Origin of the sequence: Collinsella sp. zg1085 (assembly GCF_018889955.1) — a bacterium.
Taxonomy (GTDB): Bacteria; Actinomycetota; Coriobacteriia; order Coriobacteriales; family Coriobacteriaceae; genus Collinsella.
Window position 1 is genome coordinate 762,620 of sequence record NZ_CP076545.1, and the last position, 16,406, is coordinate 779,025.

Sequence of the window (16,406 nt, forward strand, 5' to 3'; positions counted from 1 at the left end):
CATTTACCTGATGAAATATCAAGGCGATAAAAATGGGGAAGTTTTGAATGAGTTTCAACAGAGAAATCAAGCAGATTATGCATAGACCGTTCGCGGAATAGTTTCTATGGTCTCTTGTTCATCAAAACACGCCACTAGTCTATAGATACCAGCACTGACATGAGGGGATTTTGATGAATATTTGTAAGCTTGTAGACGAGGATTTATATCGATGTGCAGCATATTGGGCAGAACGTCAGCAAGAGTTTCTGCCCGATTTGTACGAGGATTTTCAAGACCTCGTTAAGCCAGATTCTATATGCTATGAGCCGGTTGCGGGCAGCGCGTTTGACATTGCAAATCTTGCTATGGCTGAATGGTTTCTTTTTGATAGAGGCTTTGGTGCATATCAAAGCGCACTGGATGCCTATCTTGCCCATCCACCTCGTGGGGTTAGCTTTGCGCATAAAGAGCGCCTAACCCAGATTTCGCATACACAGTTTTTCTCCCAGTTTGTCATTCTTAACAAAGATGCAGCGTCGGGGATGTGCCTTTTAGAAGACCGATTTGGCGGGCGGCGCTACCAGGTGTTTGATTCGCATGTTGCTGAGCATCCCCGATGGGGTACAGGTTTAATATCAGAGCGCATTGCGCGCTGTGACGGTCAGTGGATGCTGGTGGGACGCATACATCTGTATGACACGGCACCGGCAAAACTGAGTATTGAGCATGAGTCTCAATGTGACACCTTTGCAGCATGCGGCTCAGGTGGTACGTGTGATGAAAATGGTGCCAAGCAAGGCGTACATGAGCACGCTCAAAACCCTGATAACTTTTTTATTCAGCTTCTGCGAGATTGTTTGAGCATGGACGGAAGGTATCACGCGAGCATGAGAATTAGCTGTGCGCCATAAGTGATTGTATGTGTCTCTGGGCGGCTTGATGAGAGATGTGGCAAGATAGATAGCATTGATGAGAAGAGAAGGAGAGATATGGATCAGTCGCTTTTTACCTATGATGTACTTGCTGAAGATGCAACCACTCATGCACGAGCAGGCGTTTTGCATACTCCACATGGAGATATTCCAACACCCATCTTTATGCCGGTAGGCACACGAGCCACCGTAAAAGGTATCCCAACCGAAACCGTACGTGAGCTCGGTGCAAAAATTGTCCTTGCTAATACTTATCACCTTGCTATGCGGCCAGGGGCTGATTTGATTGCCGAGCTGGGTGGCCTTCATGATTTTATGAACTGGCACGGTCCCATCTTAACTGACTCAGGCGGCTTTCAGGTGTTTTCACATAACGACGCTGTTAAGCTCACCGATGACGGCGTGCGTTTTATTGTGACCGATTATGATGGTCGTCATGTTTTCTGGACACCAGAAGACAATATGGAAATTGCCCAAAAGCTTGGCAGCGATATTTGTATGCAGCTTGACCAGTGCCCAGGCTATCCGGCTACGCGTGCCTTTGTTGAGCGAGCGGTGGAGCTTTCAAGTGCATGGGCAGAGCGTTGCTATCAGGCACATACCCGACCTGACCAGGCATTGTTTGGCATAGTACAAGGTGGTATGCATCTCGATTTGCGATTGAGAAGTCTTGCGCACTTAGAGAGTATCGGTAATTTTCCGGGCTATGGCATTGGTGGCTATTCGGTAGGCGAAGATCACGAGACTATGTTTGAGACGCTCGAACCGCTGGTGAGCGAACATATGCCCAAGCAAAAGCCACGCTATCTTATGGGCGTTGGTAATCCTACAACCTTGGTTCGCGCGGTGGCAGCTGGCGTTGATATGTTTGATTGTGTGCTGCCTACACGTACTGGACGCATGGGTACGGCATTTTCCAGTCAGGGTCGCCTAAACTTGAGAAATGCTCGGTTTGCGCATGATAAGGGTCCCATTGATGAAGCTTGTCATTGTCCGGTGTGTACGGGAGGCTATACACGTGCGCTTATTCGGCATTTGGTAACGCAAAAAGAGATGCTTGGCGGCATTTTGCTTTCTCAGCACAATCTTTTTTATCTGCTAAACCTTATGCAAGAGGCACGTCAGGCAATTTTGGAACATCGCTATGGAGCTTTTTTGAGTGACTGGATGAATAGCGAAGCTGCGGCCGATTTTTAAGCGTGCTGGTAAGGCGGAGATATGGGACGACATCGTGCGCGAGGAAATAGCCGGCACTCACGGCGTTATGCATCGCAGTGTGAAGGCATTGTTCAGGTAGTACCAGGGCACGTGGAGGTGTCCTCAGCGCAGGGTAGTTTTATAGTGGCGCAGCAAAGTGCTGCGGCGCTCATGCATGGGGATTGCGTGCGCTTTCATATGGAGCGGGTATCGCGTGGCAAAAAGCGTGCCGTTATTGATGCAATCGATAAGCGGGCGTATCAAACGCTTATTGGGAGCTTTGAGCAGATGGGGCCGCTTGGCTGTGTACGACCTCTTGACCCTAAGATTCGCTTAGACTTCTTTGTTCCTATGCATGACAGAACACCTAGAGCCTTACATCTGGTTGATGGTGATATGGTATTGGCGCGTATTGTTCGCTATCCCACGCATCTTGATGCCGGCACGGTAACAATAGTTAAGCGCATTGAGCACGCAGATTATGCATCGGTAGCTATTGCTCAGGTAATGGCTACTCACGGATTTGTTGATGAGTATCCAGAAGCAGCATGTGTGGCAGCAGAGGCTATAGAGCAAAATGTTGAAGCAGCACTAACCGACCCTTTGCGCCGTGATATACGCGAGCGTTTTGTGTTTACCATTGACCCGGTAGACGCACAAGATTTTGACGATGCCATATCAATTGAGCGCCTAAGCTCTGGTGTTTGGCGGCTGGCGGTTCACATTGCTGATGTATCTCACTATGTAGCCTGGGGCAGCGTTATTGACCTTGAGGCGCGCAAACGAGCAACTTCGGTATATCTTGTTGACCGCGTAATACCTATGCTGCCAGAGAAGCTTTGCAACGATGTATGTTCACTTGTTCCGCACCAAGACCGTCTTGCGCTAACTGTTGAGATGCTGATTCGCGCCGATGGAAGTGTGCAGCAGTATGAGATGTATCCAAGCCTCATTCAGAGTAAGGCTCGCATGGACTATGATGCTGCAGCCTATTTGCTGGGGCAGGCAGTGGATGACCAAGCAGCGCAGAGCCGCGCGAATGGTATGGCAGAGCAGGTACAGCGTGCGTGTGGAATAGAGCTTGCGGCAGTGTTGCGCGAGGCACATGCGTGTGCAAAAGCGCGAAAAGCATTTCGTCAGCGCCGCGGGACCCTTAATTTTTCAACACAGGAGCTCAAGCTTGTGCTTGATGCGAAAGGCAAGACGCAAGCTATACGTGCATATACACAAAATCAGGCAACATCGGTGGTTGAAGAAGCAATGCTTTTGGCAAACGAGTGTGTTGCTGAGTATCTCTCTGATAGAGGCTGTGTGGCTCTGTATCGCACGCATGAGGCCCCGCTTGGTGAAAACCTCGTTGCGGCAGCAGAAACGCTACATAATGCAGGAGTTTTAGCACCTGAGGCGGCGCAGGCCATCAGTCACGGTGATATAGCAGCGATTGAGCAAACGCTTGTTGCGCTTGCAGGGACTGAATATGAACCGCTGGTAAATGCTTTGCTCCTTCGGGCAATGCAGCGTGCCCTCTATAAACCAGAAAATGAAGGACATTATGCGCTAGGCGCTCCTGCTTACTGCCATTTTACAAGCCCTATCAGACGCTATCCTGACCTCATCTGCCAGCGTGAGCTTAAACGTGCACTTGCGAAAGCGGAGAAGCGGCGCAGTGCTGAGATAGCGAGCCTAGGACAGCTTGAAGGTAAAGATTCGCTTATCAGCTTGCTTCCCGAGCTTTGTCAGCGCTCTAATGAGCAAGAACGAGCGGCTGAGCAGGCTGCGCGGGCTACGCAAAGGATAAAAATTGCTGAGTATTTTTCTGAGCATATAGGTGAAGTGTATGCAGGAACTATTGTTTGGGCAGATAGCATTGGTGTATTTGTGCGTCTTGATACCGTAGGTGCTGAGGGCTTGGTAAAAGTCTCCTCATTGGGTTCAGAACACTTTGAGTTTGATTGGGAGCGACTTGAGTTTTTGGGAGTCGAGTCGGGTGTACGCTATGGAATTGGAACAGCACTTACGGTGCGTGTTGCAACCGTTAATATCATGCAAGGACAGCTCACTTTTGAGCTTGCAACATAAACATCTAGGCTACACTAGATACACGATAAAGGAGGAACCATGGATTTAGCTGTTCAAGCATCAGATATAGCCTATGCCGAGAGTTTTCTTGCAGCAGGAGACCTTGATGGGGCATTGCCCGTGCTCGAGTCGCTGACGCATGAGGTACAAACCTGGGCAGAAGAAACCTGCGCTGATACCTCAGAGCGTCAGTGGTTTGCATTTGATGACGCCTTTGAGCGCCTGGCATATCGACGGGTGGAAAAAGACCCCCGTCATCTCGAGCAGCTTGAGGTGCCACTTGCACGCTTATATTCAGACCTTGCGTTTGTCTATATTCAAGTGCAAGATTTTGCGCAGGCACGCGAAGCTCTTATGCAGGCAGTTCGCTGGAATCCTATGAACTGCTCGTATCGCTTAGATTTGGCTGAGCTCAATCGTGTGTTGGGTGAAAAACAAGAATGGGCGGCTCTTAGCAATTCAGTACTTGAACGGGCAACCGATACGCTTTCACGAGGTCGTGCATATGCCAATTTAGGTGCCTTTTTTCTTGGTGAAGGCGGTTTTGGTCCTGCAGAGGCATGTGCGCGCTTGGCTGAGCGCTCGGCAGCGGGGGATAGCCGCGTGGTGCGCTTGCGGCATAATGTAATGACCTCAGCGCCGTCTGAAATCATAGAAGCAGAAGATGGTCAGCTTATGGCGCAGCTGAGCCTTGAGGGCATTGAAACCGCGCCATCAACCGAAATTGCCATCTGCTTGCTTATGTGTGCAACAGACGCGGCACAAGAAGGTGATACCGCTCGTGCAACCGATTACACAATTCGTGCGCGCGATTTGGTAGGCGAAGAGGCAGCTAAGGCTCTGATTTCCTTAATTCATGAAAGTGATGCTGAACTCGCTCAAGAAGAGCAATCAGGCAGCCCTCTCTCATCGGCTCAGCCCGTAGAGGAATAGAGCAGCTATGCTAGCAAAACCAGAACATATACGCATATCAAAGAACCGCTCAGCCCATCACGAATATACGATTGAAGAGACCTTCGAGTGTGGTATAGAGCTTTCAGGCACCGAAGTACGAAGTCTGCGTGAGCGTGCGGCTCAAATTAGCGATACCTTTGCGCTGATTCGCAATCGTGAGTGTTGGCTGGTGGGTATGCATATCCATCCCTATAGCAATGGTGGCGTTTGGAATCGAGACCCCGATCGCCGTCGTCGTTTGTTGCTGCACAAAAAAGAGATTTCATACCTCGATGCCAAGCTGCGTATAAAGGGCTATGCCTTAGTGCCCTTAGAGCTATATTTTAATAAGGATGGCAGGGTTAAACTGCTTTTAGGTCTGGGACGCGGTAAAAAGCTGTATGACAAGCGAGAAGACATGGCAAAGCGCGATGTTGAGCGCGAGATTGCCCGGGCGCTTAAACAAAGAAGTCGATAACTTTTTTACATGTCTATTTGCTTGGGTCTGCAAAGGCTTGATTGTGGTTATAATGCAAGCACGCCGTTGTCTCAACTAGAGGAGGAAATATGAGCGACGAGAAGAAGACTTATAAGTTTGTCTGCCTCATTTGTGGTTACGAAGAAGAGGTCGAGACCCCTGAGCTTCCTGAGGATTATGTCTGCCCAGTGTGCGGTGTGGGTCCTGAGGACTTTGAGCTCGTTGAGGACTAAGTTTCTAGCTTGAGTTGCTCAGCTCAAGACGGCTACCCATGGGGTGGCCGTCTTTTTTATGAACGCAAAGCTTCTTATTCAAGTTTTGCATTAACAAAATACGTACATATGTTCTATACAGATAGTGCGCTACAATAAGATTTAGCACTAAGCGAAATGTTGGCAGTATTAAACAGGTATTGGTCGGAGCGCAGACATGGCTTTTGTACATCTACATAATCATACCGAGTATTCTATGCTTGACGGGGCAACGCGTATCTCAGATATGGTTAAACGTGCAGTTGAGTTGGGTATGCCTGCCGTTGCAATTACCGATCACGGCTACCTTTATGGCGTTCCGGAGCTTGACCTTGCCTGCAAGGCGGTCAACGAGAACACGCCGGCATATAAAACGTGGGCACATGATGCGTCCTATCTTGCCAAGCATGGTCTTGAGGGCTTGGAGGCGCCCGATGCCACGACAGAGCCTGAGGCCTACGCACAACATCAAAAAGATGTAGCTGCCTGGGAGGCCTTTGCGTCACTTGATTCGGTTAAGCCTGACCCTCTTATTTCGCCTATTTTTGGTTGCGAGGTGTATTTCACGCCCGATGATAGCTTGGCGCGAGACCGCAAGCCTGAACTCTATCATCTCATTTTGCTTGCAAAAAATAATCAGGGTTACATCAATCTCATGCAGCTGGTTAGTGAGGCTGCGGTTAGTGGTTTTTATTATAAGCCGCGTGTTACGCTTGATAATCTTCGTCGTCATGCTGAGGGACTCATTGCAACTTCGGCCTGCATCTCAGGCATTGTTCCTAAGCATGTGGTGCGTGGCGATATAGAAGGGGCTCTATCATGGGCAGAAACACTGCGCGATACCTTTGAGCCGGGAGATTTTTACATCGAGATTCAAGACCACGGCTTAACTACTGCAAGCGGTATGACCGATGAGGAGCTATCGCGCAAACTTCTCGATATAGCTCAGCGTATAGGCGTAAAGCCCGTTGCAACAAATGATTTTCACTATCTCACCCGTTCAGATTCATCCATTCAAGACATTATGATGTGTATTGGTATGAACTCTAAGGTTGATGACCCTAATCGCATGCGCATGCAGGGCAGTGAGTTCTATATGAAGTCTGAAGATGAGATGCGGGCGCTTTTTCCGTATGCGCCCGAGGCACTTGATTCAACCGTAGAAATCGCGCAAAAGTGCCATGTAGACCTTGACTGGGACAGTATTGTTTTGCCGCGCTATCCCTTGCTTGATGAGGGCGAAACGCATGAGACTCAGTTTAGGCGTGAATGTGAGCGCGGCCTTGCTAAGTATTATGGTGAGGATTGGCAGAGCGCTGTTGTTAATGGGGTGAGCGTAAAAGACCGCTTTGAATATGAATATAAGGTAATTTGCGAAAAGGGATTTGCGGCCTACTTTTTGATTGTGGCTGAGTATGTGCGTTGGGCAAAAGAAAATGGTATTGGTGTAGGTCCTGGTCGTGGTTCTGCTGCTGGGGCTATTGTTGCCTACGCTATGAATATTACGAGCTTTGACCCCCTTGAGAACGGTCTCATGTTCGAGCGCTTTTTGTCGCCTGAACGCTCTGAGATGCCTGATATTGATATGGACTTCGACGATGAGCGTCGCCTCGAGGTGGTAGAGCATGTGCGTCAGCTCTACGGTCCCGAGCGTGTTTCGCATGTTATTACCTATTCAACCATTAAGGCCAAACAGGCAATTAACGATGCAGCGCGCGTGCTTGATTATCCGGTCTACATGGCGCAGCGCTTGTCTAAAATGATTTCTTCTGACCCAAGCGTTAAGCTCAAGCAAGTTCTTGAACGTGTCCCTGGCAAAGAAGACCTCTATAACCCTGATTTTGCTGACGCTTACGAGCAAGATGAAGATGCGCGCCGCATTATTGATTCTGCGCTTGCTATCGAATCGCTCACGCGCGGCGAGGGCGTGCATGCCTGCGCTGTATTGATTTGCCGTGACCCAGTTAACGAGCATGTTCCAACCAAGCTTGATACCAAGGGCGGCGTTGAAATTACCCAGTACGAAGGTCATACCGTAGCCGATATGGGTCTGTTAAAAATGGACTTCTTAGGCTTGCGCACACTAACGGTTATTTCTAAGGCTAAGGCAAATATCCTTGAAAACCATGGTATTGACATTGATGTCGATGCTATTCCTTTTGATGACCCTGCTATCTTTAAGTTGATGGGGTCAGGCCATACGGCGGGCGTATTTCAGGTTGAGTCTGCGGGCATGTCTGCAACTATTAAAAATATGAAGCCCACCGAGTATAAGCATGTCGTGGCATTAATTGCTCTGTACCGTCCAGGCCCGCTTAATTCAGGTATGGTGTCAGACTATATTAACCGCATGAATGGCAAAAAAGACGTGGTCTTCTACGATGACCGTTTATCTGATATTCTCGGTGAGACCTACGGCACTATTGTGTATCAAGAGCAGGTCATGCAGATTTCCGTTAAGATGAGCGGCTTTTCTGCTGGTGAATCAGACTCAAAAATTAGAAAACCGGTAGCAAAGAAAAAAATTAAGCTGCTTACTTCAACGGTTTTTCACTGGGATGATGGCAGCGATGAGACCACCTACGACCATTGGATGAACGGTGCTGAACGCAATGGGTATGACCGCGCAATTGCGCAGCGTATCTGGGATGACGTGCTTGAGTTTGCATCCTATGCTTTCAATAAAAGCCACTCAGCAGGCTATGCTATTTTGGTTATGCAAACCGCTTGGTTAAAAGCACACTATCCCAATGAATACATGGCGGCGGTGCTAACGTCTTACACCGGAAAGACCGATAAGATTGTTCACTATGTTTCGGCATGTCGCCATGACGGTATTCAGGTGTTGCCGCCCGATGTTAATGAGAGTGGTCGTGAGTTTACGGCAACGAGTGAGGGTATTCGCTTTGGACTGGCGGGCATTCGTGGGGTAGGTGAAGGTGCGGCTGATGCCATCATTGCTGAACGAGCTTCAGGCGGAGCCTTTAGCAGTCTTCATGATTTTGTTGAGCGTGTTGATGCAAGTCAGGCAAATCGCCGGGTGATAGAGGCGCTTATTAAAGCAGGAGCCTTTGATTTTTCGGGTTATCCGCGCCGTCAGCTTATGAATTTTGTAGATAAAAACAATGCTGAAAATATTATCGATGCTGCTGCTAAGCGCCAGCGTGACCGAGCAAGCGGTCAAACGTCACTGTTTGATGTATTTGGCGAAGTCGAGGGTTCAGGCTTTGAGGTTGTCATTCCCGCTCCTGATGGACAAGAGTGGGACCGTCATATGAAGCTGACTGTTGAGCGTGAGGTCTTGGGTATCTACGTTTCAGATCATCCCTTGCGCCCCTATGAATATGCGCTTGGTAAGGCACGACAATTTAGTTTGGCGCAGATTGACACCGGCTTTGAAACTATGAACGCAACCGGAGATGCCACCATTAACCAAGAGATTCCAGAAGGAAAGCCCTTCTGGTTTGCCGGTATGGTTGCAGAGGTTGCCAAGCGCGTCACTAAAAATGGCGACCCTATGGCTATTGTTCGGATTGAAGATATGGAGGGCGAGGCCACCGTCGTTATATTCCCTAAGACCTATAAACAGTGTGAGAGCATCTTATACGGAGAAGTTGACCCAGAAACCGGCGCGGTTCTCTCGGATGCCTTTATTAGGGTGCAAGGAAAACTAGAGCGAAGCGATCGCGGTGACCAAATTATTGCACAAGAGGTTCTGCCGCTAGAGTTAAACGAGGAAGCAAATCGACCCCGCGTTTTTGAAATCATGGTGCCAAGCAACAGATTCTCGCAACAAAATATGGCGCGTTTGGCTACAGTGCTTTCTACAAATCCGGGCGGGGATCGCGTGGAGCTGTTTGTTGAGCAACATGATGGTCAAACCATGCGTGCCGAAATTCCAACCCGGGTCAATGCAAAGAGCATTCCTTTGCTTGCTGAGGTAAAAACTATTATTGGAAATAAGGGGCGCGTAACGGTAATCTAGTAAGCTAGCTTGAGCTATACATGCTGCCTAAACATACTCAACTACGGTGTTTATGTGCAATGACGCCATAGCTGCTAGAATGTATTAGCTCATAAAGCTTCAAACGTACGACACGAAGGAGTGCCAAGTGGGTAACCACTTCCGTACATCCGGGGATGAGCAATCGGTTGCACCAGCACCGATGCCAGAGATGCAAAGCTCTGAAACTCCTACTTCGGATACCACATTTACCACTGCTGCGGCTTCTCAGGCAGCACACAGGATTCCCGATCCGCTCGCTCCTGTGACCTCTCATGCTGATGTTTTTATGTCGGCAGAGCACGCAGAGACCTCTCGTAACCCCTCAGATATCGATGATGAGCGTTTTCGTACCCGTGATGGTGCGGCAACGCTGTCTTCTGATATGGACGAGCGTCGCCAGGTTGCAGACCTTGATGCAGCGCTTGAGAGCCCTGACTTTACAACGGTGTTTGCACCGGTGCGGTCTCAGTCTACCAGCAACGCCGAGCCCTCTCAGCGTGAGGCAGCTCGCAAGGCCGGCATGGAGCCTGTTATTCTTGTCGAGCATCTCACCAAGGTTTATTCGGCGCAGCCCAACAAACCAGCGCTTGACGACATTAACCTTGAGATTTATCCCGGCGAGTTTGTCTTTTTGGTAGGTCACTCGGGTTCAGGCAAAACAACGCTGCTCAATACTTTGTTGCGCAATGTTAAACCAAGCTCTGGTCGCGTAATTGTTGCTGGTCAAGATTTGATGCGCATCAAAAATCGTCGTATTCCGTTTTTACGCCGCCAAATTGGTGCAGTCTTTCAGGACTATAAGCTTTTGCCCAATAAGACTGCCTATGAAAACGTAGCCTTTGCCTTGCAATGCATAGGCAAGCCTCGTGGCGTTATTCGTGCACAGGTGCCTGAGGTGCTCCGCTTGGTGGGCTTGGGCGATCAGATGAACTCCTTGCCCGATCAGCTCTCAGGTGGTGAGCAGCAGCGTGTATCGGTTGCGCGTGCGATGGTTAATCGTCCACCGTTGCTTATCTGTGACGAGCCAACCGGTAACTTGGACCCGGCTATTTCGCTTGGCATTATGAAGCTGCTTGAGCGCATCAATCGTACGGGTACCACCGTTATCGTTGCCACGCATGACCGTGAGATGGTCGATTCAATGCATCGCCGCGTTATTGCACTTGAAGGCGGTCGGGTAATTCGTGACCAGGAGAGGGGAGGCTACGGAAACTATGGCACCTTCTAATCTGGGATATTCTATTCGCGAGGCAGGAAGCCATTTTGCACGCAATCTCACAACGTCGGTGGGTGCTGTAATTACCATTTTCCTGTCGCTGTTTATTATTGGCTTGTTTATTGTGGGTTCAAGCATGGTGAACTCCATTATCGGAGGTGTTGAGAGCCAAGTTTCTATCAACGCCTATCTGGACGATGCAGCCTCTGATGATGCTGTTCAGCGTTTTATGAACGAGCTTAAAAGCTGGGATAATGTAAAGACGGTAAGCTTTAAGAGCAAAGAGGACGCACTCGCTGAATATAAGAAATCAACCGCAAGTAAGGCGGATGCAACCATTGCTGCGCTTGACGGCGAAAACCCGCTGCCTCGTTCGTACACCATTGAGATGGAAGAGCCCTCTCAGGTTGAAAGCACAGCAGCTAAATTGCGTGAAAATTCGAGCTTCCAACAAATTGCTGATGGGGGCGATGTTAACTCTTCAATCGTGTACGGGCGTGAAGAGGTGGGTCGCTTGTTCCAGGTGACTAACTATATTCGCATCGCCGCGGTTGTTCTGGTGGCGCTTCTAACCTTTGTTGCCTTTATCTTTATGAACAATACCATTCGCCTCTCTATTACTGCTCGCCGCCGCGAGATTGCCATCATGAGATTGGTAGGTGCATCAAACGGCTTTATCCGCGGGCCTTTTGTTACCGAAGGTGTTATTCAGGCAATTTTGGGTTCTGTTTTTGCGATTGGTGCCCTTGAGTTGGTTCGCAATCTCTTGTTTCCTAAGATTCAGCAGGGTATTTCCTTTTTTCAGATGGAGGTACCTTATAACCTCTATCTCATGACCTATGGCGCTTTGATTTTGCTCGGTGTGCTTATTGGTCTGTTTGGATCGGCTATTGCTATGCGCCGATATCTCAAGGTGTAGCGTTTATATGCACATCGTATATGAGCAACAAAACCGTCTCACGACGTGGGGCGGTTTTTGCATGTTTCGGGAGACTATCATCAGTGTTCTCCCGCTCTATTACTTCTGTTAGAAACGTATGTATATATGACAACACAAGCATCATCAACATCTACCTATACAGCACCTGATACAACAACATCATTTGAGGAGCTTGGACTGACAGGCCCTATGCTTCAAGCAGTTTTTGATTTGGCGTATACCAGCCCTACACCCGTGCAAGAAGCTGCAATTCCTGCAGCACTCAGTGGGGCAGACGTGCTTGCCGCAGCGCAAACAGGAACTGGCAAAACAGCGGCATTTCTTCTTCCAACGCTTGCGCGCTTAGAACCTTTATCACATAAAGCTTATCGGCAACGTGGAAAGTTTGGCCCTCAAGCGCTTATTATCACTCCAACGCGTGAGCTTGCATCACAAATTGAAACAAACTGCCGAGTTATTGCAAAGCGAACGGGACACCGCAGCGTTACTGTGGTTGGTGGCGTGTCGTATAACCCGCAGCGCAGCGCTCTTAAGCGTGGCTGTGACATCTTAGTTGCAACACCGGGTCGCCTTGAAGATTTGCTTGAGCAAGGAGCATGCAAGCTTGACCAGGTGCAAACCTTGGTACTTGATGAAGCAGACCGCATGCTCGATATGGGTTTTTTGCCTACCATAAAACGGCTCGTACACGCTGTGCCTAAAACACGCCAGACGCTACTCTTTTCAGCAACTCTTGACGATGCCGCAATTGGGTCAATAAAAAATCTCGTACATAATCCCGTGCACATAGAGATTGCTCCGCGTACATCAACGGCTGAAACCGTGGAACAGTTTATATTGCCTGTTTCGCTTGAGGCAAAAAACAGAGTCTTACCGCAGCTGCTTAAGCGCTTTGGTAGCTCACATGTAATTGTATTTTGTCGAACTAAACGACGTGCAGATACTGTGTGTAAGCGTCTTGTTCGCGCCGGTATACGTAGTTTGGCAATTCATGGTGATAGAAGCCAAGCGCAGCGTGAGCGAGCCCTGGACGAGTTTCAAAGAGGACGCATTGAAGTCTTGGTTGCAACTGATGTACTTGCTCGTGGTATTGATATTCATGGCGTGAACTATGTTGTTAACTTTGACGTTCCAGAAGAGCCGGTGGATTATATTCATCGCATTGGTAGAACAGGCCGTGCGGGTGAGCTGGGGTGGTCGTTAACGATTGTGACTGAGCAAGATATTGATGACTTCTATGATATTGAAGCTCTTATGAAAAAGACAGCAAAGCTGCTTGATGTCTCGGGTGATGGCTTAGTTGATTGCGGTGAGCATCCTGTTGTAATTGACCCGTATCGCCATCCAAAAGCACGGATTGCGGGTAAAAAGGAGAAAAAACGTCGCCGTGAGCAGGTCGCAGCACGTATTGAAAAGCGTTATGCTCAAAGCGGTGTACCCGCAGGCGTGCTTCGGCGGAGAACCGAGCGAGCAAGTTCATCTGCAAGCACACCTGTGTCGTATCATCAGAGGCGCACTCGCTCTAGCGATAATGAAAGCACGAGAAGGCGCAGGTATCGCTCGGTGGTTGCGTGAAAGGATATGGTTTATGTCTGCTGAACAGATGCATAATACTTCTGTAAACGTTGCTTCTGGTAGCGCTATGTCAAAACACGAGCAAGCCTCTTCAGTATCAATTCAGCCACGGTATCCACGTTCTATGCTTGGCCGTGTTGGCTGGCTTACACTTTGTTTGTTAATAGGCATTCTCATGATAACGCTCATGGGACTTGGTTATTACATTTGGACAATAGTTTTTGAAGTGCGTTCAAGCTTGGATACCGTGAGCGTCACTGAGATTTTATTGTCGTCCGATGCCCAGATGCGCGCTGCTCTTGCTGGGCAAGTTTTTGCAGTGCCCGTGTTGTGGCTTATCTGGAAACGAATGCGTCGCCATGCATTTATTCATTTATATGCCCAGCACGTAAGCATGAAACAGATTGGTGCAGCTGTTGTAGGTATTTTAATTGCTGGCGTAGGTATACAGCTCTTGATGTCCTTTGTGTTAGGGCTTGTTTTATCTCAGTTTCCACACCTTGCCCAAGACTATGCAAGGCATATGGAAGACTTGGGTACGGGCACCGATATAATAACAGTGCTCTCAACGGCACTGCTGGCACCCATTCTTGAAGAAGTGACGTGCCGAGGCCTTATGTTTGAGTATGCTTTACGCGCCTTGGCGCCCTTTGTTCCAAAAGATATGCGTATGAGAACCTCAAGAAATGAGGGCGATACTTCTCAAACTGAGGGGCTGCCACACCCACCTGAGGGTGCCCAGATTGGTGAGATACATGCGGTTCATCAAGAGCCTGAGTTTACGCTATCAGCACCGATGCATATTCCAGCTATGTCTGAACCGCCTTCTACATCTGAATCCCGTGTGAATAGCATAGAGCCATCAGTAGCCACGCCAGAGACGGGCTTGCCCAGAACTGAGCCTCAACCACCTCTATCGGCGACAGAGCTGGAGGAGGTAGCGACCGAGCCACTTGAAGCTATTCTGGCGAAGCCTTCGCCAGACCTCGTTTTGCCGCGCCATACAAAGTATGCATTGTTAGGAGCAATGTGCATTCAGGCAGTTTTGTTTGGTCTCCTTCATGGAAATATAGTTCAGTCGAGCTATGCGATAGTTCTTGGACTTGTATTGGGTTGGGTATACCTAAAAAGCGGCAAGCTTTGGCTTTCTGTTTGCTTGCATTTTGCTGTTAATGCAAGCTCATTTTTCCTTGAAGGTCTTGCCAATTTGCTTGCTCCAGCGGGAGATATAGGAGTCTTTGTGGTGTCAGTCATTATTACAGCACTTGGGTTTCGTATGTTTGTCCGCGCATTTAAGCGCATAAACAGCAAGGCAGCTATGCCGTTGGTTTTAGAAAACTAGCAAGAAAGCACAGATGTTATGGAACGCGCTCGCCAAATATCAGACTCAATTGAATTGGGAATTGTGCTATCGCTGATAGGTGGCTTCATGGATGCCTACTCCTATATCGGGCGGGGAGGTGTTTTTGCCAACGCACAGACCGGCAATTTGCTACTTATGGGGGTTCATCTCTCACAAGGAAATATAGCTTTGAGCACGCGCTTTTTAATGCCAGTGCTCTCCTTTGGGGTAGGTATTGTTGTTGCTGATATTGTGCGTACAAGGCTTGGTCGCACCATACACTGGAGACAAATTGTTGTGCTTGCAGAAGCGCTTATTTTGGCGCTGGTGGCTTTTTTAGCTCCTGAGGCCAATCTGGTCGCAAATTGCTTAACATCCTTTGCCTGTGGCATGCAGGTTGAAAGTTTTCGGGCAATTCATGGACACTCCATTGCCACTACTATGTGCATTGGAAACCTACGTAGCTGTTTACAAAGTGTTGACAGCTACGTGTTTACGCATAAAAAGCGCTATCTTGAGCGAGCGCTCCTGTATTTTGGGGTTATTTTGACCTTTGTTTTAGGGGCGGTTCTTGGAAACCTCTGTGTGGATATGTTTGCTGAGCGCGCAATGCTCGTGGCATCAATTATGTGTATGTTTGCCTTTGCCTTGATGTTTATCGATAGAGAGCAACAGTTTGTTGCGCATACAGAGTCTGTAGCTCATCACACGGAGACTACCGCTCAAAAAACGACAAAGCTCTTTTCACCTCATCAAAACTCACGCATTTATACCCAAGCCTCTCATCAGCAAAGCGATATGTCAATATCAGAAGAGCATGGAGCACATCATGCGGGTTGATATATATACTGATGGTGCCGCGCGCGGTAATCCGGGGCGTGGGGGGTACGGATCGGTGCTTTGCTATCAGAGCCCATCGGGTAAAACACACATGCTTGAGCTGTCACGTGGCTATCAGTGCACCACAAATAACCGCATGGAGCTTATGGGAGTCATTGCCGCCATTGAGGCGCTTAAACAACCGTGTGAGCTTGTGGTGCATTCAGATTCACAATATGTCGTGCGGGCATTTACTGAGCGCTGGATTGATGCGTGGCAGGCAAAGGGGTGGAAAACAGCCTCAAAACAACCGGTCAAAAATGTTGATTTATGGAAACGATTGCTTGCTGTTATGAACCAGCATGAGGTACGTTTTGTTTGGGTGAAAGGGCATGCTGGTCATCCGCTCAATGAGCGCTGTGATAGTCTGGCCACGCAAGCCGCTGATGGAGATGAGTTGCTCGTTGATACAGGTTTTCGAGCTGAAATGTAGCGAGCATGCTGTGCTGTGGGCTATGCTGGGCGTTTCAACCTTATAAAGATACGTCGACGGCATGGCGGCTCAACCTACACCACCGTGTAGCTGGAGAAACGGCATACGGTAACGAATTTGAAACACAGGGCATACAGGAGTTGACGGCAAGCGCACTTTTATA

Annotated in this window: 13 protein-coding genes; all 13 read left to right on the forward strand. The window is 48.8% G+C overall.

The window, feature by feature from the left end:
* The first annotated feature begins 173 nt into the window (after positions 1-173).
* Positions 174-893, forward strand: coding sequence for a hypothetical protein (locus KPC83_RS03185; protein WP_216279116.1), 720 nt, complete (start codon positions 174-176; stop codon positions 891-893).
* A gap of 78 nt (positions 894-971) precedes the next feature.
* Positions 972-2,111, forward strand: coding sequence for a tRNA guanosine(34) transglycosylase Tgt (gene tgt, locus KPC83_RS03190; RefSeq protein WP_216279117.1), 1,140 nt, complete (start codon positions 972-974; stop codon positions 2,109-2,111).
* A 21-nt stretch (positions 2,112-2,132) separates the two neighbouring features.
* Complete coding sequence (locus tag KPC83_RS03195; RefSeq protein WP_216279118.1) at positions 2,133-4,190, forward strand: ribonuclease R family protein; 2,058 nt, start codon at positions 2,133-2,135, stop codon at positions 4,188-4,190.
* A 39-nt stretch (positions 4,191-4,229) separates the two neighbouring features.
* Complete coding sequence (locus tag KPC83_RS03200) at positions 4,230-5,123, forward strand: hypothetical protein (RefSeq protein ID WP_216279119.1); 894 nt, start codon at positions 4,230-4,232, stop codon at positions 5,121-5,123.
* A gap of 7 nt (positions 5,124-5,130) precedes the next feature.
* Positions 5,131-5,601, forward strand: coding sequence for an SsrA-binding protein SmpB (gene smpB / locus KPC83_RS03205; RefSeq protein ID WP_216279120.1), 471 nt, complete (start codon positions 5,131-5,133; stop codon positions 5,599-5,601).
* 89 nt (positions 5,602-5,690) lie between these two features.
* The gene (locus KPC83_RS03210) at positions 5,691-5,834 is read left to right on the forward strand and encodes a rubredoxin-like domain-containing protein (RefSeq protein WP_216279121.1); all 144 of its coding nucleotides are present in this window, start codon (positions 5,691-5,693) and stop codon (positions 5,832-5,834) included.
* Between the two features lie 196 nt (positions 5,835-6,030).
* On the forward strand, positions 6,031-9,837 hold the full coding sequence (gene dnaE, locus KPC83_RS03215) for a DNA polymerase III subunit alpha (RefSeq protein ID WP_216279122.1): 3,807 nt from the start codon (positions 6,031-6,033) through the stop codon (positions 9,835-9,837).
* A 127-nt stretch (positions 9,838-9,964) separates the two neighbouring features.
* Entirely contained in the window at positions 9,965-11,086 is a 1,122-nt protein-coding gene (gene ftsE / locus KPC83_RS03220; protein WP_216279123.1) for a cell division ATP-binding protein FtsE, read from the forward strand.
* On the forward strand, positions 11,073-11,993 hold the full coding sequence (gene ftsX, locus KPC83_RS03225; protein WP_216279124.1) for a permease-like cell division protein FtsX: 921 nt from the start codon (positions 11,073-11,075) through the stop codon (positions 11,991-11,993). Before ftsE ends, ftsX begins: the two co-directional genes overlap by 14 nt.
* A gap of 126 nt (positions 11,994-12,119) precedes the next feature.
* Entirely contained in the window at positions 12,120-13,589 is a 1,470-nt protein-coding gene (locus tag KPC83_RS03230) for a DEAD/DEAH box helicase (protein ID WP_216279125.1), read from the forward strand.
* A gap of 13 nt (positions 13,590-13,602) precedes the next feature.
* Positions 13,603-14,931 carry a CPBP family intramembrane glutamic endopeptidase gene (locus KPC83_RS03235; protein WP_216279126.1) on the forward strand — a complete coding sequence of 443 codons (1,329 nt, stop codon included), beginning with the start codon at positions 13,603-13,605 and terminating at the stop codon, positions 14,929-14,931.
* 18 nt (positions 14,932-14,949) lie between these two features.
* Positions 14,950-15,771 carry a YoaK family protein gene (locus KPC83_RS03240; protein WP_216279127.1) on the forward strand — a complete coding sequence of 274 codons (822 nt, stop codon included), beginning with the start codon at positions 14,950-14,952 and terminating at the stop codon, positions 15,769-15,771.
* Entirely contained in the window at positions 15,761-16,243 is a 483-nt protein-coding gene (gene rnhA, locus KPC83_RS03245; protein WP_216279128.1) for a ribonuclease HI, read from the forward strand. Before KPC83_RS03240 ends, rnhA begins: the two co-directional genes overlap by 11 nt.
* Positions 16,244-16,406: the final 163 nt, after the last annotated feature.